At 60.0% G+C, this 18552-nt stretch carries 21 protein-coding genes; 17 read left to right on the top strand and 4 right to left on the bottom strand.

Annotation, left to right across the window (positions count from 1 at the left end; all coding sequences use genetic code 11):
- Window positions 1–27: 27 nt before the first annotated feature.
- The 4 genes from HJB82_RS21670 to dnaQ are packed head-to-tail and all read left to right on the top strand — an operon-like array spanning window position 28 to window position 2803.
- A complete protein-coding gene (locus HJB82_RS21670; protein ID WP_207582317.1) occupies window positions 28–627 on the top strand; it encodes a Maf-like protein in 600 nt (199 codons plus the stop codon).
- Window positions 620–1477 (top strand): shikimate dehydrogenase, encoded by an 858-nt coding sequence (locus HJB82_RS21665; RefSeq protein ID WP_221141371.1) that lies wholly within the window; start codon window positions 620–622, stop codon window positions 1475–1477. Before HJB82_RS21670 ends, HJB82_RS21665 begins: the two co-directional genes overlap by 8 nt.
- The gene (coaE, locus tag HJB82_RS21660) at window positions 1477–2088 is read left to right on the top strand and encodes a dephospho-CoA kinase (protein ID WP_207582319.1); all 612 of its coding nucleotides are present in this window, start codon (window positions 1477–1479) and stop codon (window positions 2086–2088) included. The genes HJB82_RS21665 and coaE overlap by 1 nt, the downstream gene beginning before the upstream one ends.
- Window positions 2081–2803 carry a DNA polymerase III subunit epsilon gene (dnaQ, locus tag HJB82_RS21655; protein ID WP_221131586.1) on the top strand — a complete coding sequence of 241 codons (723 nt, stop codon included), beginning with the start codon at window positions 2081–2083 and terminating at the stop codon, window positions 2801–2803. The genes coaE and dnaQ overlap by 8 nt, the downstream gene beginning before the upstream one ends.
- Window positions 2804–2899: 96 nt before the next feature.
- On the opposite strand, the gene secB is transcribed toward dnaQ, so the two are convergent.
- Both secB and HJB82_RS21645 read right to left on the bottom strand, forming a co-directional pair.
- Window positions 2900–3382 carry a protein-export chaperone SecB gene (gene secB / locus HJB82_RS21650; RefSeq protein ID WP_054185477.1) on the bottom strand — a complete coding sequence of 161 codons (483 nt, stop codon included), beginning with the start codon at window positions 3380–3382 and terminating at the stop codon, window positions 2900–2902.
- Between the two features lie 101 nt (window positions 3383–3483).
- Window positions 3484–3990 carry an FxsA family protein gene (locus HJB82_RS21645; protein ID WP_311044114.1) on the bottom strand — a complete coding sequence of 169 codons (507 nt, stop codon included), beginning with the start codon at window positions 3988–3990 and terminating at the stop codon, window positions 3484–3486.
- Between the two features lie 131 nt (window positions 3991–4121).
- Here HJB82_RS21645 and HJB82_RS21640 point away from each other — a divergent pair, with 131 nt between their 5' ends.
- From HJB82_RS21640 to gyrB, 5 genes are all read left to right on the top strand, one after another.
- Window positions 4122–4826: a Tim44/TimA family putative adaptor protein gene (locus tag HJB82_RS21640; protein WP_207582322.1), complete on the top strand. Its 705-nt coding sequence runs from the start codon at window positions 4122–4124 to the stop codon at window positions 4824–4826.
- On the top strand, window positions 4819–5970 hold the full coding sequence (locus HJB82_RS21635; protein WP_207582323.1) for a murein transglycosylase A: 1152 nt from the start codon (window positions 4819–4821) through the stop codon (window positions 5968–5970). Before HJB82_RS21640 ends, HJB82_RS21635 begins: the two co-directional genes overlap by 8 nt.
- Entirely contained in the window at window positions 5970–6536 is a 567-nt protein-coding gene (locus HJB82_RS21630; RefSeq protein ID WP_207582324.1) for a Smr/MutS family protein, read from the top strand. Before HJB82_RS21635 ends, HJB82_RS21630 begins: the two co-directional genes overlap by 1 nt.
- The gene (locus HJB82_RS21625; RefSeq protein WP_207582325.1) at window positions 6533–6910 is read left to right on the top strand and encodes a helix-turn-helix domain-containing protein; all 378 of its coding nucleotides are present in this window, start codon (window positions 6533–6535) and stop codon (window positions 6908–6910) included. Before HJB82_RS21630 ends, HJB82_RS21625 begins: the two co-directional genes overlap by 4 nt.
- Window positions 6911–7045: 135 nt before the next feature.
- Window positions 7046–9481: a DNA topoisomerase (ATP-hydrolyzing) subunit B gene (gene gyrB, locus HJB82_RS21620; RefSeq protein WP_207582326.1), complete on the top strand. Its 2436-nt coding sequence runs from the start codon at window positions 7046–7048 to the stop codon at window positions 9479–9481.
- A gap of 69 nt (window positions 9482–9550) precedes the next feature.
- On the opposite strand, the gene HJB82_RS21615 is transcribed toward gyrB, so the two are convergent.
- Together HJB82_RS21615 and HJB82_RS21610 are read right to left on the bottom strand one after the other, a co-directional pair.
- Window positions 9551–10150, bottom strand: coding sequence for a nitroreductase family protein (locus HJB82_RS21615; RefSeq protein ID WP_221115382.1), 600 nt, complete (start codon window positions 10148–10150; stop codon window positions 9551–9553).
- A gap of 44 nt (window positions 10151–10194) precedes the next feature.
- A complete protein-coding gene (locus HJB82_RS21610; RefSeq protein ID WP_207582328.1) occupies window positions 10195–10479 on the bottom strand; it encodes a DUF2218 domain-containing protein in 285 nt (94 codons plus the stop codon).
- A 172-nt stretch (window positions 10480–10651) separates the two neighbouring features.
- On the opposite strand from HJB82_RS21610, the gene HJB82_RS21605 reads away from it, so the two are divergent.
- From HJB82_RS21605 to trpA, 8 genes are all read left to right on the top strand, one after another.
- Window positions 10652–11611: a glutathione S-transferase family protein gene (locus HJB82_RS21605; RefSeq protein ID WP_207584233.1), complete on the top strand. Its 960-nt coding sequence runs from the start codon at window positions 10652–10654 to the stop codon at window positions 11609–11611.
- A 141-nt stretch (window positions 11612–11752) separates the two neighbouring features.
- Window positions 11753–12595 (top strand): fumarylacetoacetate hydrolase family protein, encoded by an 843-nt coding sequence (locus HJB82_RS21600; RefSeq protein ID WP_207582329.1) that lies wholly within the window; start codon window positions 11753–11755, stop codon window positions 12593–12595.
- A gap of 205 nt (window positions 12596–12800) precedes the next feature.
- Window positions 12801–14078, top strand: a complete 1278-nt coding sequence (locus tag HJB82_RS21595; protein ID WP_207582330.1) for a polyhydroxyalkanoate depolymerase — start codon at window positions 12801–12803, stop codon at window positions 14076–14078.
- Between the two features lie 145 nt (window positions 14079–14223).
- Window positions 14224–14658: a DUF2852 domain-containing protein gene (locus HJB82_RS21590; RefSeq protein WP_207582331.1), complete on the top strand. Its 435-nt coding sequence runs from the start codon at window positions 14224–14226 to the stop codon at window positions 14656–14658.
- A gap of 87 nt (window positions 14659–14745) precedes the next feature.
- Window positions 14746–15504, top strand: coding sequence for a M48 family metallopeptidase (locus HJB82_RS21585; protein WP_207582332.1), 759 nt, complete (start codon window positions 14746–14748; stop codon window positions 15502–15504).
- Between the two features lie 178 nt (window positions 15505–15682).
- Complete coding sequence (locus HJB82_RS21580; protein ID WP_221141367.1) at window positions 15683–16351, top strand: phosphoribosylanthranilate isomerase; 669 nt, start codon at window positions 15683–15685, stop codon at window positions 16349–16351.
- 2 nt (window positions 16352–16353) lie between these two features.
- Window positions 16354–17574, top strand: coding sequence for a tryptophan synthase subunit beta (gene trpB / locus HJB82_RS21575; protein WP_207582334.1), 1221 nt, complete (start codon window positions 16354–16356; stop codon window positions 17572–17574).
- A 3-nt stretch (window positions 17575–17577) separates the two neighbouring features.
- Window positions 17578–18417, top strand: a complete 840-nt coding sequence (trpA, locus tag HJB82_RS21570; RefSeq protein WP_221141364.1) for a tryptophan synthase subunit alpha — start codon at window positions 17578–17580, stop codon at window positions 18415–18417.
- The last annotated feature ends 135 nt before the right edge of the window (window positions 18418–18552 follow it).

Below are 18552 nucleotides of genomic sequence, written 5' to 3'. Positions count from 1 at the left end.
ACCGGCAGCCGGCACTCCGAGGAACCCATGACGCAGAAACTCATCCTTGCATCGTCAAGCCCCTTTCGGCGGATGCTGATGGAAAATGCCGGTCTATCCTTCGAGGCGCATGCCGCAAGCATCGATGAACGGGCAGTCGAAGCGCCGTTGGAAGAAGCCGGCGCCAAGCCGGATGCGGTGGCCCTCGTCCTGGCCAAGGCCAAGGCCGAGGATGTCAGCAGCCGTTTTCCGGATAGACTGATCATCGGCTCGGATCAGACAATGTCGCTCGGCGACCGCGTCTTCCACAAGCCGCTTGATATGGTCGACGCCGCCAACCACCTTCAGGCCCTGTCCGGCCTAACCCACCGGTTGAACAGTGCTGTCGCGATCGTCAGCAACGGCGCGGTCCTATGGCAACATCTCGCCCATGCGGAGCTGACGATGCGGCCCTTGGCGGCGGATTTCATCGCCAGACATCTGGCGCGGGTCGGCGAACGGGCGCTTTCCAGCGTCGGCGCCTATCAGTTGGAGGGGGAGGGCATTCAGCTGTTCGAGAAGATCGAGGGGGATTATTTCACCATTCTCGGCCTGCCGATGCTGCCGCTTCTGGAAAAATTGCGAGACCTCGGAGCGATCGATGGGTGATTCACGTGAAACATTCGGGCCGAAAGCGTTTGTCACGGGCTTTCCCATCAAGCATTCGCGCTCGCCGTTGATCCACGGATATTGGCTAAAGACGCTCGGCCTGCCAGGCAGCTACTGCGCGCATGAAGTAGCCCCCGAGGCCTTTGCCGATTTCATCCGTTCGCTGAAGGATGGCAGTTCCGGCTTTGCCGGAGGCAATGTCACCATTCCCCACAAGGAACTGGCATTCCGGCTTGCCGATAAACCCGACGCGCTGTCGCGTGAGCTCGGCGCCGCAAACACGCTCTGGCTGGAGGATGGCGCCCTGCACGCGACGAACACCGATGGTCGCGGCTTTATCGCCAATCTCGACGAACGCCATCCGGGCTGGGACCGGCATGAGACGGCGGTCGTCTTTGGCGCCGGCGGCGCCAGCCGGGCGATCATCCAGGCGGTCCGTGACCGCGGTTTCAGAGAGATCCACGTCGTCAACCGCACCGTCGAACGGGCGCGTGAACTGGCAGATCGTTTTGGCCCGAAGGTTTATGCCCACCCGGCCGCAGCACTTGCCGAAGTCATGAAGGGTGCCGGCCTCTTCATCAACACCACCTCGCTCGGCATGGACGGCGAGCCGGCGCCACAACTCGACTTCACGCCGCTTTCAGCCGATGCCGTCGTGACCGACATCGTCTATGTCCCTTTGAAAACACCGATCCTGGCACAGGCGGAAGAGCAGGGATTTTCCATCGTCGATGGTCTCGGCATGCTGCTGCATCAGGCCGTGCCCGGCTTCGAGAAATGGTTCGGCCGGCGTCCCGTCGTCGACGCGGCACTGCGTGCACTCATCATCGCCGATATGGAAGCTCACTGATGCTGACGATTGGTCTTACCGGCTCCATCGCCATGGGAAAATCGACGGCGGCAAAGCTCTTCGCCGAGGCGGGAATCCCGTTGAACGATTCTGATGCGGTGGTCCACGATCTCTATACCGGCGAGGCCGCACCGCTGGTGGATGCTGCTTTTCCTGGAACGATGAAGGATGGAGCGGTCGACCGACATGAACTCGGCCGCCAGCTTGCTCTCGATCCGGATGGCTTCAAGCGCTTGGAAGCGATCGTCCATCCGCTGGTTCGCAAGCGTGAGGCGGAATTTCTGGCGCGGCAGCGCGCTGCCGGCGCGGAGATGGTATTGCTCGATATTCCTTTGCTCTTCGAAACCGGCGCTGAGCAAAGAGTGGATGTCATCGTCGTCGTCAGCGCCGATCCACAGATTCAACGCGAGAGGGTGCTTGCGCGGGAAGGCATGACCGAGGAAAAATTCGAGATGATTCTCTCACGCCAGACGCCGGACACGGAAAAACGCCACCGGGCGGATTATCTGATCGACAGCAGCCAGAGGATCGCGGTCACGAAAAAACGGGTGCTCGATATCGTCGCCGACCTGAAAACGCGGATTGCCAAGGGAGATTTCCGGAATGCGTGAGATCATCTTCGATACGGAAACCACCGGTCTCGACAACCGCGCCGACCGTATCATCGAAATCGGTGGCATCGAGCTCTTCAACCATTTTCCGACCGGCAACGTGATCCATATCTTCATCAATCCCGGCGATCAGAAGGTTCACCCGGATGCGCTCGCCGTGCACGGCATCACCGATGAATTCCTGAAGGACAAGAAGCCTTTCGCTGAGGTCGCCGAAGAAATCCTTACCTTCTTCGGCGATGCGAAGTGGATTGCCCACAACGCCACCTTCGATATGGGTTTCATCAATGCCGAATTGGCGCGGATCGGTTTGCCGCCGATCCTGCCGGAGCGGGTCGTCGATACGCTGTCGATGGCCCGGCGCAAGAATCCGATGGGGCCGAATTCGCTGGACGCGCTCTGCCGGCGCTACGGCATCGATAATTCGCACCGCACCAAACACGGCGCGCTGCTCGACTCCGAACTGCTCGCCGAAGTCTATATCGAGATGATCGGCGGCAGGCAGGCAGCTTTCGGCCTGAGCATGAGCGCTACATCTGGTCAGAACGGCCGCGGCGATGGGGCGGAGGAAGACGGTGTGGTGATTGCCGGAGTGCTTGAGCGGCCCCGCCCGCTTGGCCCCCGCCTGAGCCCATCCGAGGCGCAGGCGCATGAGGCGCTTGTCGCCAAGCTTGGTGAAAAAGGCATCTGGGCGAAATACGCCAGCCTCAATTAAACCGGCCTCAATTAAACCGGCCTCAATTGAACCAGCCTCAATTGAAAATGCCCGGGACCAGCCCGGGCATCGACATTTCCAAGATGAAAGATCCGCTCAGTTCGGAACGGCTTCTACCTTGGCGCGGGCCTGTTCTTCGGCAACGCGCTGGGCAAACATCTGCGTGAAGTCGATCGGGTCGATCATCAGCGGCGGGAAACCACCGTTGCGGGTGACGTCGGCGATGATCTGGCGGGCAAACGGGAAGAGCATGCGCGGGCACTCGATGAAGAGAACCGGCAGCATGTGTTCCTGCGGGAAGCCGGCAACGCGGAAGACGCCGCCATAGGCGAGTTCGGTATGGAAAACCGTCTTGTCGCCGTCCTTGGCTTCGGCATTCAGCGACAGCACGACATCGAAATCCGTATCCGAAAGCGGGTTGGCGTTGACGTTCACATTGATGTTGATCGTCGGGGCCTTGTCGCGGGCCTGCAGCGAACGCGGCGCACCCGGATTTTCGAAGGAGAGATCCTTGGTATATTGCGCAAGGATCGAAAGGGTGGGGCTGGCCGCACCGTTGCTGTTGTTATCGTCTGCCATTGGCTTTTCCTCGAGGGGCATGGGAATGGTGCCGCCATCTAACATTTCAGGGAGGGGCTTACAACCCTGGGCGCTTGCCGCGGTTGATCGGTCGAAGCGCCTCAATCGCCGAGATGTTTGCCGGACCACGGCGAGTTGCGGTCCGGCTCCCTATGATAGTCCTCGTCATCGAGATCGACCACCTTCGAGTTCGGCTTGCGTTCGCGGAAATCGGGTTGCGGGCCGGCAGAAAAGCCGCCCTTGGCATTGACGACGACGAAGCGTTTGGCGATTGCCTGCCAGAGGAACTCGCGCACCGGCGGGATGAGAATGAGGATCGCGATGATATCGGTGAGAAAGCCGGGAATGATCAAGAGCAGCGAGGCAACGACGTTCATCGCCGGCCGCAACAGGTCGCGCCCCGGCATCACCCCGTTTCGTCCTTCGCTCGACATGCGGCGCAAAATACCGATGCCCTGCCGGCGCAGCAGAACCATCCCGAGAACGACGCCCAGCATCACGAGCGCGAGCGTCAGCCACAATCCGATTGCCCGGCCGACGACAACGAAACCGGCAATTTCGGCGAGTGGCAGCAGCAGAATGAAAGCTGGCAGGATCGAAAAACGCATGGTCGTCATGTCCCGGGCTTGCCGGTCTCCTCTTGGCGCTGGCGAAGATGCCAGCCATCATTTGAATCATCTGTATAGGCAGACTATATGGGAGTACAAATCAGAGATGTTAACGGTGGCTGCGATACGATATGAGTTCGAACGACTTCATCACATTATTCTTCCTGGTGGCGGCGGTGCTGATTTTCTTTCAGCTCCGCGCCGTGCTCGGGCGCCGCACAGGAAATGAGAAGCCGCCGCGCGATCTCTATACGCCGCGGGATGCGGCTCCGGCAGAAGCCGCCGATGCCGGCAAGGTCGTGACGCTGCCGCGCCGCGACACGACGACGGAGGATGAGGATCGCTTCGCCGCCATCGATGCCTTCGCCGCACCCGGAACGCCACTCAACGAATCGCTGCGCGCGCTGAACAAGGCCGATTCCGCCTTCAGCCCGAAGGAGTTTCTCAACGGCGCCCGCATGGCTTACGAGATGATCGTCATGGCCTATGCGGATGGCGACCGGAAAACGCTGAAGAATTTATTGTCCCGCGAAGTCTATGACGGGTTCGATGCTGCGATCGGCGAGCGTGAAGCGCGGGGCGAGAAGGTCAAGTCCACCTTCGTCGGCATAGACAAGGCCGAAATCACCCATGCGGAGACGAAGGGCAGCGAAGCACAGATCACCGTTCGTATCATCAGCCAGCTGATATCGGCCACCTACGACAAGGCGGATGTGCTGATCGAAGGCGACGCCGAAAACGTCGCCGAGGTCAACGACCTCTGGACCTTCGCCCGCGACACCCGCTCGCGCGATCCGAACTGGAAACTCGTGGCGACCGAATCGGAACATGAGTGACCACGCATCGGACTTCGTCCTGCAGGCCATAAGCTTCGACACTTTGGAAGGCTGGAAGGATGATGATCCCTCCGGCCTTTTTGAAGGCATGCGAAGCTGCCGTCGGCAGATCACCGATGTCAAACCCTACCGCACCGGTTCTCTTGGCCTGAGCTCGGAAGACCTGCTTCCGCTGCTGGTGGCCGCCGAAGATTTCACGCCGTCGTCGCCATCGTCGGCGCGCGCCTTTTTCGAGACCCACTGTCGGCCCTTCCTGATCCGCCGCAGCGATGGCAATTCCGGCTTCGTCACCGCGTTCTACGAACCTGATATCGAGGTGTCTGAGCGGCCGGACGAGGTTTTCCGTTTCCCTTTCTACAGGCGCCCGGACGATCTGGTCGATCTCGACGACACCAATCGCCCCGCCGGGCTCGACAGGTCCTATGCTTTCGGCCGTCTGCATGACGGCCGCATCACCGCCTATCCGGACCGCTGCGCCATCGATCAGGGTTTCCTCGAAGGCCACGGTCTCGAAATCGCCTGGGCGAAGTCGAAGGTCGATCTCTTCTTCGTGCATGTGCAGGGTGCGGCCCGTTTGCGTTACAGCGATGGCCGTATTGGCCGCATCACCTATGCGGCGAAGGCTGGCCATCCGTTCTCGGCGGTCGGCAAGCTGCTGATCGACCGAGGCGAGATTGCTCGCGCCGACATCTCGATGCAGACGATCCGTGCCTGGCTGGCGCGCAATCCCGAGCAGGTCGACGAAGTGCTGTGGCATAATCGCTCTTATATCTTCTTTCGCGAGACGCCCTCGCGGGCCATCAGCCTGCGAACCGCCGATCCTGAGGCAGGTCCGATCGCAGCCGCCAAGGTGCCGCTTCTCGCCGGGCGGTCGCTTGCCGTCGATCGGATGATCCATACGTTCGGTTTTCCCTTTTTCATCCGCGCCGAAAGCCTGACCCATCTCGACACCCATCTCGACCAGGGTCGGCCCTTCCGCCGGCTGATGCTGGCGCTCGATACCGGCTCGGCAATCGTCGGGCCGGTACGCGGCGATATCTTCACCGGCTCGGGGGATATGGCGGGAGAAAGGGCCGGCACCGTCCGCAACGACGCCGATTTCACCATCCTTATTCCCAAAGCCGCCGCCGGAAGATTCGCCTGATGGCCAAGGATCGCAAACTCAGTGCGGATGAGAGGATCCTCTGGGGCAAGGTTGCCCGCAGCACGCGACCGATGCCCGGCAAGGCGGGTGATTTGACCGAGCTCGATGCGTTTCTTGCCGAAGCCGAAGCGGCGTCCGAACGGGAACAGCAAAAACAGACACTCACCCCGGCCATGCCGCCGCAGCCGACCGTACCATCGACATCGAAACCGCCGGCCGGGGTACATCATCCGCTGGAAAAGCCGGTCAAGCGCAAGATCGCCAAGGGCCGGCTGGCGCTCGAAGCGCGGATTGACCTGCATGGGCTGGTGCAGAGCGAAGCTCATGTCATCCTTCTCGATTTCCTGATCCGCGCCCACGAGCGCGGCATGCGTCATGTCTTGGTCATCACCGGTAAAGGCAGCTCCATGGGCAGCGCCGGCGCGCTCAAGCGGGCCGTTCCCCTCTGGTTCTCGAAGCCGGAATTCCGCTACCTGATCTCGTCCTATGAGTCGGCCGCACAGCATCATGGCGGGGAGGGCGCGCTCTACATTCGCCTGTCGCGGCGGCACGGGGAAAGACCATGACTCCCTTTGGAGAGGCGGTTCGCCGGCTGAGAGCGCGCAAGGGTGTCTCGCAGAAGGAAATGGCGGAAGCGTTGAATGTCTCTCCCGCCTATCTCTCGGCGCTCGAACATGGAAAGCGCGGTTTGCCGACATTCGATCTGCTGCAGCGCATCGCCGGCTATTTCAACATCATCTGGGATGAAGCCGAGGAACTGTTTCTGCTCGCCCGCTCGTCCGACCCGCGCGTCGTGATCGACACCTCCGGCCTGCCTCCGGAATATACCGAATTTGCCAACCGGCTGGCGCGGCGGATTCGCAACCTTGACAGTGCAAAGATAGGCCGGTTATCGGCTCTTCTCGAAAATGACGGCAAAGGCGACGGAAAAGCGTCATAATCCCCTGCTTTATGCCATGTTTCGGGGGCCTGCCATTGGGAAGTTGGTTCAAAAAACCTATATACGAGAGTGAAGAAAGCCGGTGATTCGCAAGGCGCGCCGCAGCTTTACGACAACAGGGAAAATCTCGACAGAATGAGCGATACATCCGCGACGGAAAACGGCGTAAGCACCGAATATGGCGCAGATTCCATCAAGGTTCTGAAGGGCCTCGATGCCGTGCGCAAACGTCCCGGCATGTATATCGGCGACACCGACGATGGCTCGGGCCTTCATCACATGGTCTATGAAGTCGTCGACAACGCGATCGACGAAGCGCTTGCCGGTCATGCCGACATTGTCACCGTCACCCTCAATCCGGATGGTTCAGTGACGGTCACCGATAACGGACGCGGCATCCCGACGGACATTCATACCGGCGAAGGCGTGTCGGCGGCCGAAGTCATCATGACGCAGCTCCATGCCGGCGGCAAGTTCGACCAGAATTCCTACAAGGTCTCCGGCGGCCTGCACGGCGTCGGCGTCTCGGTCGTCAACGCGCTGTCCGTCTGGCTGAAGCTGAAGATCCGCCGCCACGACAAGATCCATGAAATGAGCTTCACCCACGGCGTGGCCGATGCTCCGCTGAAGGTCACGGGCGAAGCCCCCAATGAGACCGGCACGGAAGTGAGCTTCATGCCGAGCACCGGCACCTTCACGATGACGGAGTTCGACTACGGCACGCTGGAACATCGTCTTCGCGAGCTCGCCTTCCTGAACTCAGGCGTGCGTATCCTGCTGACCGACAAGCGCCATTCCGATATCAAGCAGGAAGAACTGCGTTATGACGGCGGCCTCGAGGCTTTTGTTGCCTATCTCGACCGCGCCAAGAAGTCGCTGGTCGATAAACCGGTTGCCATCCATGGCGAAAAGGACGGCATCACCGTCGAAGTGGCGATGTGGTGGAACGACAGCTATCACGAGAACGTGCTCTGCTTCACCAACAACATTCCGCAGCGCGACGGCGGCACGCATATGGCCGGTTTCCGCGCGGCGTTGACGCGCCAAGTCGTATCCTATGCCGACAGTTCCGGCATCACCAAAAGGGAAAAGGTGACGCTGCAGGGCGAGGATTGCCGCGAAGGGCTGACGGCGGTCCTGTCGGTCAAGGTGCCTGATCCGAAATTCTCGTCGCAGACCAAGGATAAGCTGGTTTCCTCGGAAGTCCGCCCTGTTGTCGAAAGTCTCGTCAACGAAGCGCTGAACACCTGGTTCGAGGAGCATCCGAGCGAAGCCAAGATTCTCGTCGGCAAGGTCGTCGAGGCGGCCGCCGCACGCGAAGCGGCCCGCAAGGCCCGCGAATTGACCCGCCGAAAGGGCGCCCTCGACATCGCTTCGCTGCCCGGCAAGCTCGCCGACTGCTCAGAGCGTGATCCGACAAAATCCGAAGTCTTCCTCGTCGAGGGCGATTCCGCTGGCGGCTCAGCCAAGCAGGGCCGCTCGCGTGAAAACCAGGCGATCCTGCCGCTTCGCGGCAAGATCCTGAATGTCGAGCGTGCGCGTTTCGACAAGATGCTGTCGAGCCAGGAAATCGGCACGCTGATCACCGCGCTCGGCACCGGCATCGGCAAGGACGAATTCAACGTCGAAAAGCTGCGCTATCACAAGATCATCATCATGACGGATGCTGACGTCGACGGCGCCCACATCCGCACCCTGCTGCTGACCTTCTTTTTCCGCCAGATGCCGGAACTGATCGAGCGCGGCCATCTCTATATTGCCCAGCCGCCGCTCTATAAGGTCTCGCGCGGCAAGTCGGTGCAGTATCTGAAGGACGAAAAGGCGCTGGAGGAATATCTCATCAGCCAGGGCCTGGAAGACGCCGCGCTGAAACTTGGCAGCGGTGAGGTCCGCACCGGCCAGGACCTGCGCGAGGTCATCCTCGACGCGTTACGCATGCGCGCTTTGCTCGACAATCTCCACTCGCGTTACAATCGCGCCGTCGTCGAACAGGCGGCAATCGCCGGTGCCCTCAATGCGGAACTCGTCAGCGACCGCGCAAGAGCACAGGCATTGACGAGCGAGGTCGCAAGCCGTCTCGACATTATCGCCGAGGAAACCGAACGCGGCTGGCATGGCGATCTGGCCAGCGATGGCGGTCTGCGGCTCGAACGCATGGTCCGCGGCGTCAGGGAAATCGTCGTGCTCGATATGGCGCTGATCGGTTCCTCGGATGCCCGACACATCGACCAGTTGACGTCACGTCTCAAGGAAATCTATCAGACGCCGCCGTCGCTGCACCGCCGCGAAGGCGACATTGAGATCTCGGGCCCGCGGGCCCTGCTCGACGCAATCTTTGCCACCGGCCGCAAGGGCCTCACCATGCAGCGATACAAGGGTCTGGGCGAGATGAATGCCGAACAGCTCTGGGAAACGACGCTCGACCCGAACGTCCGTTCCCTTCTGCAGGTCAAGGTCCCCGACGCAACTGATGCCGACGGCCTCTTCGCCCGTTTGATGGGTGACGAAGTCGAGCCGCGGCGCGAATTCATCCAGGAAAACGCGCTAAGCGTCGCAAACCTCGATATCTGATTGTTATTTTTTACAAGCAAAAACCCCGCCGTCCCGAGATGGCGGGGTTTTTGCTTGTTGGTGCTTAGCTCAGCTTGCGATGAAATGGCCGTTGAAGGCAACTTCGGACAGCGGTTTACGCTGGCTGGGGAATTCGCGCGCTTGATTGCGCTCAGAAAGAACGCTCTTGTCGGCCAGGCGGCCGACGGCAACGCCGGCCTCGACCCGGTAGCCCTCGGGAATGCCAAACGTCTTGCTGATTTCCTCGTGTTTGATGCCGCCCATGCCATGGGCATAGAATCCGGAGAGACGGGCCTGAAGCGCCAAATATCCCCAGGCAGTACCGGCGTCGAAGGAATGGGTATAGCTCGGCTTTTCCTCAGCAGAGCCGGCCGCGCCGGTGAAGCTGCGCGACACGACGAAGATCAGCACCGACGCATTCTTCGCCCATTCCTGATTGGCATCGACGAGCAATGCCACGAATTTCTCCCAATGCTCAGAACCCTTAAGCGCATAGATGAAGCGCCAGGGTTGGTGATTGGACGAGGAGGGCGCCCAATGGGCGGCGTCGAGCAGGTTCAGCAGCTGCGCCTCCTCGATGATTTCGCCGGTGAAGGCGCGGGGCGACCAGCGGTCGAGAAACATCGGATCGATTGGATATTGGGATTCGCGGCTGTTGCTTTTTGTCATGCTGGTTCCGGGAGTTGCAGGCAGAATTCGGATCGGGGCTTGGATCAGTCCGTCCAGACGATGTCGAGTTCCTCTCGGAAGGCGAAGCGCTTCAGATGATCGTCGATGACGCCCTGCATCCTTGCCTGCTGTGCGGGATCGGCGACGGAAAGTATTATGGTCAGCGCCGCATCGTCGGCGGTGAACGTTACCTCGGCCGTCTCGCTGAACGGCACCCGGCCCCTGTGCGGGTCGAAATCGACGCTGAATTTATGGCTCCAGTGTTTGCAGAGCTGCTGCAGATAGCGGCTTGCATGTTCGGTGCGCACGACGGCCTGGGAGAGGTGCATGTCGAACTCCATCTCATCTTGGACTGCAGCCAGTCATATTTCCTGCATCACAGGCTTGGCAAGCGCATCGTCGTCGCAGTCGGGGTGTACAGACTGTCTTCATAAAAGCGGCCTCACGCCGTCGGCGAAGCAGGATAAGGAACCCTTCAGTCAATCGATCGGAGAGTTGCGCATGCTGGTAAAGGGAAAATGGACGGAGGACTGGCAGCCCGTTCAGGCAAAGGACGAGAAGGGCGGTTTCGTCAGGCAGACCTCGAGTTTCCGCAACTGGGTGACGCCGGATGGCGCCGCCGGGCCGACCGGCAAGAGCGGCTTCAAAGCAGGTGCCGGCCGTTACCATCTCTATGTCGCCTATATCTGTCCCTGGGCCTCGCGCACCCTGATCGGCCGTACGCTCAAGGGGCTGGAAGACGCCATTTCCGTTTCCGTCGTCGAGCCGATGCTGACAAAACAGGGCTGGCGCTTCGGCGATTATCCCGGTGCGACGGAGGATCATGTCAACGGCGCGACCTATATGCACGAAATCTATACGCGGACGGCGCCGGATTTCACCGGGCGGGCCACCGTGCCGGTTCTCTGGGACAAGCAGAGAAAGACCATCGTCAACAATGAATCCGCCGATATCCTGCGGATGCTGAACAGCGGCTTCGGCGACCTAGCGAAAAATCCGATCGATCTGTATCCAGCCGAAAGACGCAGCGCGATCGATGCTTTCAACGACCGCATCTATCCGGCCCTGAACAACGGCGTCTATCGCGCTGGTTTCGCCACCACGCAGCCTGCCTATGAAGAAGCCTTCGCCGAGGTCTTTGCCTGCCTCGACTGGGTCGAGCCGCAGTTCCAGGATCGGTCTTTTCTTTTCGCCGGGCATCCGACCGAAAGCGATATCCGGCTCTTCGTCACCCTTGTGCGCTTCGACGTCGCTTATCACGGTATCTTCAAATGCAATCTGCGCCGGCTTTCCGACTATGCCAACCTGCGCGTTTTTTGCCGCCGCATGCTGGATTGGCCGGGCATCGCGGAAACAGTCAACCTCGACCACATCAAGCGCGGCTACTACTCGATCGAAAATCTTAACCCGACAAAGATCGTTCCCGTCGGTCCCGACCTTGCAGAAATTTTCAAAGCATAAGGCCGCGATTCATGCGGTTTGGGCCGAAATCGATCCGAATTCAAGGAAAGCCGTACCGCTTCGCGGCAAAGCCGTAATGACACCGGTGAATAATTCGTTCATAGGTGGCTGCAATTCGTTTTTCGATGAGGAGGAATTCCCATGAAGCTGATGCGTGTTGGCGAAGCTGGCAATGAAAAACCCGCGCTTCTCGATGCCGATGGCAAGATCCGCGATCTGTCCGGTCACGTCGCCGATATCGGCGGCGAGGTGATCACGCCGGCAGGCCTGGCAAGGATAGCGGCGATCGATCCGAAGAGCCTTCCGGAACTTGCCCCCGGCCGCATCGGCGCCTGCGTCGCCGGCACCGGCAAATTCATCTGCATCGGCTTGAATTATTCGGATCATGCTGCCGAAACCGGCGCCACCGTTCCGCCCGAGCCGATCATCTTCATGAAAGCAACCTCGGCAATCGTCGGACCGAACGAGGATGTCATCATTCCCCGCGGTTCGGAAAAGACCGATTGGGAAGTCGAGCTGGGCGTCGTCATCGGCAAGACTGCCAAATATGTAACGGAAGCCGAAGCGCTGGATTACGTCGCCGGTTATTGCGTCTCCAATGACGTGTCCGAGCGCGCTTTCCAGACCGAGCGATCCGGACAATGGACGAAGGGCAAATCCTGCGACACGTTTGGCCCAATCGGCCCATGGCTCGTCACCAAGGACGAAATTCCGCAGCCGCAGAACCTCGGCATGTGGCTGACGGTCAACGGCCAGAAGATGCAGAACGGCTCATCGAAGACGATGGTGTACGGCGTTGCTTTCCTCGTCTCCTACCTCAGCCAGTTCATGTCGTTGCATCCCGGTGACGTGATCTCGACCGGCACGCCTCCCGGCGTCGGCATGGGCCTCAAGCCGCCGCGTTATCTCAAGGCGGGCGACGTGGTCGAACTCGGCATCGAAGGTCTCGGCACGCAGAAGCAGACCTTTATAGCGGATCGTTAACGACGCTTCGTGTTGAGAAACTTAAGTTTTCAGGTCGATTATCATGCCGGGGATCAATTCTCCGGCATTTCTTGTGCGGGTCTGGTTCGTCCATGTTGCTGTGCAACAAAAAACTGTTAGTCTGCGTTACGTGCCCGCGTAACGGAAAGATCCGATGCCCCTCAATCGGCGTCATCTTTTCGATAGAGAAAGGTGGCGCCTTCCAATGTTTTATCAGCTTTATGAATTGAACCATGCCGCCATGGCGCCGTTTCGCGCCGCGGCCGATATCATGCGGTTTGCCTATGCCAATCCGTTGAATCCGTTTTCCCACACGCCGTTTGGCCGCACGATGGCGGCAAGTCTCGAAATGTTCGAACGCACGACGCGCCGCTATGGCAAACCGGAATTCGGACTGAAGCAGACGACGATTGGTGAACGAACGGTTTCCGTCCGCGAAGAGATCGTCTGGTCGCGGCCCTTCTGCAATCTCCTGCATTTCGCCCGCAACGATCCGCGTGCTCGCGGCAATGATCCGCGCATCCTGATCGTCGCGCCGATGTCCGGCCACTATGCCACGCTGCTGCGCGGCACGGTGGAGGCACTGCTGCCGAGCGCCGATGTCTACATCACCGACTGGATCGACGCTCGCATGGTGCCGATGACCGAAGGCACGTTCGATTTCGACGATTATGTCGACTATGTCATCGAGATGCTGCATTTCCTCGGTGACGACACGCATGTCATCGCCGTCTGTCAGCCTTCAGTTCCGGTGCTGGCCGCCGCTGCGGTGATGGAGGAAGCCAACGATCCGCTTTCACCAGCGTCGATGACGCTGATGGGCGGCCCGATCGACACGCGCATCAACCCGACGGCGGTCAACAAGCTCGCCCAGGAGCGGTCGCTGCAGTGGTTCTCCGACAATGTCATCATGAACGTGCCCTGGCCGCAGCCAGGCTTCATGCGCCCGGTCTATCCAGGATTTCTGCAGCTTTCGGGCTTTATGTCGATGAACCTCGACCGTCATCTCGTCGCCCACAAGGAATTCTTCATGCATCTCGTGAAGAACGACGGCGAACCGGAAAGACATAGGGAATTCTACGACGAATATCTCGCCGTCATGGATCTGACCGCCGAATTCTACCTGCAGACGGTCGAGCAGGTCTTCATCAAGCATTCCCTGCCGAAGGGCGAACTGATGCATCGCGGCAAACGCGTCGATCCGGCGGCAATTCGCAACGTTGCGCTTTTGACCGTCGAAGGTGAGAACGACGATATCTCAGGGGTCGGCCAGACAAAGGCGGCGCAGACGATCTGCGTGAACATTCCTGAAGAGATGCGCATGCATTATCTGCAGCCGGATGTCGGCCACTATGGTGTTTTCAACGGCTCGCGGTTCCGCCGCGAGATCGCGCCGCGCATCATCAATTTTGTCCGAGAGCATTCCCGTTCCGTCGTCAAGCCTCGGGTCCCGCGGGTGATCAAGGGCGGCCGCATCGCCTGAATCAGCGACAGCTGAATTAGTAAAATGGATTCAAGGCTTTGTCCGATTTCGCGGGCAATCGTCTTGAAGGCCATTGTTGCGGTAACCACATCGATTTCAGCACTCGGCATCCTGCCGGGCGCGGAAAGCGAGGGATACCCGCACGATGAACCAGTCAGCATTGCTTCGACCGGATTGGACTCCGGCTACCATTGCCCTGATGATTCTCGGCTTCATGGTTTTCTGGCCTCTGGGTCTTGCCATGCTTGCCTACATCATCTTCGGCGACCGTCTGCGCGGCTTCAAGCGTGACGTCAACCAAGCGACCGATGGCTTTTTTGCCTCCTGCCGCCGTCCGAACGGCCGTCACCGCCCGCACTTCTCGACCGGCAATGTCGCCTTCGACGACTGGCGCAAGGCCGAGATCGACCGGATCGAAGAAGAGCGCCGCAAGCTCGACGAAATGCGCGAGGAATTCGACGCCTACATGCGCGAACTTCGCCGCGCCAAGGACCAGGAAGAGTTCGATCGCTTCATGCGTGACCGCAGGAACGCCAAGCGTGACGACAACGGCCCGGTTGCCGAATACCAGACGCCATGAAGGCCTGAACGCTGAATTGATGACCGGCATCTTGCGATGCCGGTTTTTCTATGTCCGCTCCCCCGGCGAATCGGATAGAAAACAACCATGTTCTCGCTTCTGAAGACAAGGCCGAAAGTCCGGAAACCGGCTCCGCCCGAAACGCGGACGCTTGATGTGGCCGGCCGGCTCATGCCGCTGACCATCAAGCAGCACGACCGTGCGACGCGCATCACCTTGCGCATAGAGCCGGGCGGCCGGGCCTTGAAGATGACGGTGCCGAAAGGCCTTGCGGCGCGCGAGGTCAATGCATTTCTCGATCGGCACCAAGGGTGGCTGCTCACAAAACTTGCCAAGTTTTCGACCGATGCCGGCCTGCGCGACGGCGGCGAAATTCTCTTTCGCGGCGTGTCCCATCGCATCCAGCATACCGGCAGCTTGCGCGGCCTGACGGAAGCGGTTTTGATAGATGGCAGACCGGTGTTGCGCGTCAGCGGAATGGCGGAACATGTTGGACGGCGCATCGCGGCCTTTCTCAAGAAAGAGGCGCGCGCCGACCTCGTAAGACTGGCGACGATGCATGCCGGAACGATCCGGGCGCCGATCCGCTCAATCTCGATGAAGGATACCCGCAGCCGCTGGGGCTCGTGCTCGTCGGAGGGAAATCTGAGCTTTTCCTGGCGCGTCGTCATGGCGCCGCCTTCGGTGATCGATTATCTCGCCGCCCATGAGGTCGCCCACCTCAAGGAAATGAATCATGGCCCGCACTTCTGGGCGCTCTGCCGTAAGCTTTGCCCGGGCATGGAGGAGGCAAAATCCTGGCTGAAACGGCACGGCAGCCAGTTGCATGCCATCGATTTCGACTAGAGCATGTCGCGCAAAAGTGTGCAGCGGTTTGGCGCTAACGACATGCGTAAAATAAAGGGCTAAAGCGCGAGGAGCGAATCTGAAAGAACGCGACGCGCTTTAGCCGAAAGCCGCTCTAAATGCAGCTTTCCATGCAAATTGGCTCGACTCCTGACGCATTTCGTGTCACTTCGCTGCCATGAAACCGGATATCAAAATTTGCGGCTTGACGACGCCTGATGCTGTTGATCGCGCACTGAAGCGCGGCGCGACCCATATCGGTTTTATTTTCTTCGAAAAGAGCCCACGTTATATCGAGCCGGACCTGGCGGCAAAGCTTGCCGAACCCGCGCGCGGCAAGGCGAAGATCGTCGCCGTCGTCGTCGATCCCACCAATGACGATCTGGACGAGATTGTCTCGCTGTTGAAGCCGGATATTCTGCAGCTGCATGGCAAGGAGAGCCCCGAACATGTGCTGACCATAAAGGCGCTCTATGGTCTGCCTGTCATGAAGGTATTTTCGGTGCGCACGGCCGATGATCTGAAGCGCGTCGAGGCCTATATCGGCATCGCCGATCGTTTCCTCTTCGATGCAAAAGCGCCGAAGGGTTCCGAATTGCCGGGTGGTAATGGCGTTTCCTTCGACTGGAGCCTTCTTAGCTGGCTCGACGGCAGCATCGACTACATGCTGTCCGGCGGGCTGAACAAGAACAATGTCGCGGATGCGCTGGCGAACACCAAGGCACGTGGTATCGACGTCTCCTCGGGTGTCGAAACCGCACCTGGCGTGAAGAGCGTCGCAATGATCGATGAATTTTTCGATGCGGTCGAAGAGGCGGATGCGCCTGTCATGGCCTCAGGGAGTTGAGAGTGAACGAGACGCCTAAACCGAATTCCTTCCGCTCTGGCCCCGATGAAGATGGCCGTTTCGGCATTTATGGCGGTCGTTTCGTTGCCGAAACGTTGATGCCGCTGATCCTCGATCTGCAGGATGAGTGGGACAGGGCGAAGAACGATCCGGCATTCCAGGCCGAATTGAAGCATCTCGGCGCCCATTATATCGGTCGCCCGAGCCCGCTCTATTTCGCCGAGCGGCTAACGGCCGAACTCGGCGGCGCGAAGATCTATTTCAAACGTGAGGAGCTGAACCACACCGGTTCGCACAAGATCAACAACTGCATCGGCCAGATCCTGCTCGCCAAGCGCATGGGCAAGACCCGCATTATCGCCGAAACCGGCGCCGGCCAGCACGGCGTTGCCTCCGCCACCGTTGCCGCCCGCTTTGGCCTTCCTTGCGTCGTCTATATGGGCGCCACCGACGTCGAGCGTCAGGCACCGAACGTTTTCCGCATGAAACTGCTCGGCGCCGAGGTCAAACCGGTCACGGCAGGCAGCGGCACACTGAAGGACGCCATGAACGAGGCGCTTCGCGACTGGGTCACCAATGTCGAGGATACCTATTACCTGATCGGAACGGCGGCCGGTCCGCATCCCTATCCGGAGATGGTCCGCGATTTCCAGTCGGTGATTGGCACCGAAGCGAAAGAGCAGATGCTGGCAGCCGAAGGCCGCCTGCCGGATCTCGTCGTCGCTGCCGTCGGCGGCGGTTCGAACGCGATCGGCATTTTCCATCCTTTCCTCGATGATCCCACCGTCAAGATGGTCGGCGTCGAAGCGGGCGGCAAGGGCCTGCAGGGCGATGACCATTGCGCGTCGATCACCGCCGGTTCGCCGGGCGTGCTGCATGGCAACCGCACCTATCTGCTGCAGGATGGCGACGGCCAGATCAAGGAAGGCCATTCGATTTCAGCCGGTCTCGATTATCCCGGCATCGGCCCCGAACATTCCTGGCTGAACGATACCGGCCGCGTCGACTATGTGCCGATCATGGATCACGAAGCGCTCGAGGCCTTCCAGACCCTGACCCGCCTCGAAGGCATCATCCCGGCGCTCGAGCCGTCGCATGCGATTGCCGAGGTGATCAAGCGCGCACCGAAGATGGGCAAGGACGAGATCATCCTGATGAACCTCTCCGGTCGAGGCGACAAAGATATCTTCACCGTCGGCAAGATTCTGGGAATGGGACTGTAAGACATGACCGCACGCATGGACAAACGCTTTGCCGAGCTGAAGGCCGAGGGCCGTCCGGCGCTTGTGACCTATTTCATGGGCGGCGATCCTGATTACGATACCTCGCTCGGCATCATGAAGGCGCTGCCGGAGGCGGGCTCCGACATCATCGAGCTCGGCATGCCCTTTTCCGATCCGATGGCCGATGGCCCGGCAATCCAGCTCGCCGGTCAGCGTGCGCTGAAAGGCGGCCAGACGCTGAAGAAGACGTTGCAGCTGGCGGCCGATTTCCGCAAAACCGATGATGCGACGCCGATCGTGATGATGGGCTACTACAACCCGATCTATATTTATGGCGTCGAAAAATTCCTCGACGACGCGATTGCTGCCGGCATCGACGGTCTGATCGTTGTCGATCTGCCGCCTGAGATGGATGACGAACTCTGCATTCCGGCGATCCGCAAAGGCATCAATTTCATCCGCCTGGCGACGCCGACGACGGATGAGAAGCGCCTGCCGAAGGTTTTGAAGAACACCTCCGGCTTCGTCTATTACGTCTCGATGAACGGCATCACCGGTTCGGCGCTGCCGGATACGTCGCTGGTGTCGGGCGCGGTCGAACGCATCAAGCAGCACACCAAGCTACCCGTCTGCGTCGGCTTCGGCGTCAAGACGGCGGAACATGCAAAGGTCATCGGCGGTTCGGCCGACGGCGTCGTGGTCGGCACCGCCATCGTCAATCAGGTCGCGACCAGTCTGACGGGCGACGGCAAGGCAACGGCCGATACCGTTCAGGCCGTTGCCACACTGGTCCGCGGACTTTCCACGGGAACACGTTCGGCGCGCCTTGTTGCTGCCGAATAGTTTGCCCACATTGGAGCAAAGCAATGTCGCGCAAAATGTGCAGCGGTCTTGCGGCAACGACATGCGGGAAACCGAAGACCTCAAAGTGTGGCAAACGATCTGAAAGATCGCGACGCGCTTTCGTCAATCAGGAGT

Origin of the sequence: Rhizobium sp. NZLR10, from assembly GCF_019685125.1 — a bacterium.
Lineage (GTDB): Bacteria > Pseudomonadota > Alphaproteobacteria > Rhizobiales > Rhizobiaceae > Rhizobium.
Note: the sequence above shows the minus strand (reverse complement) of the source record. Positions and strands in the feature narration are given on the sequence as shown.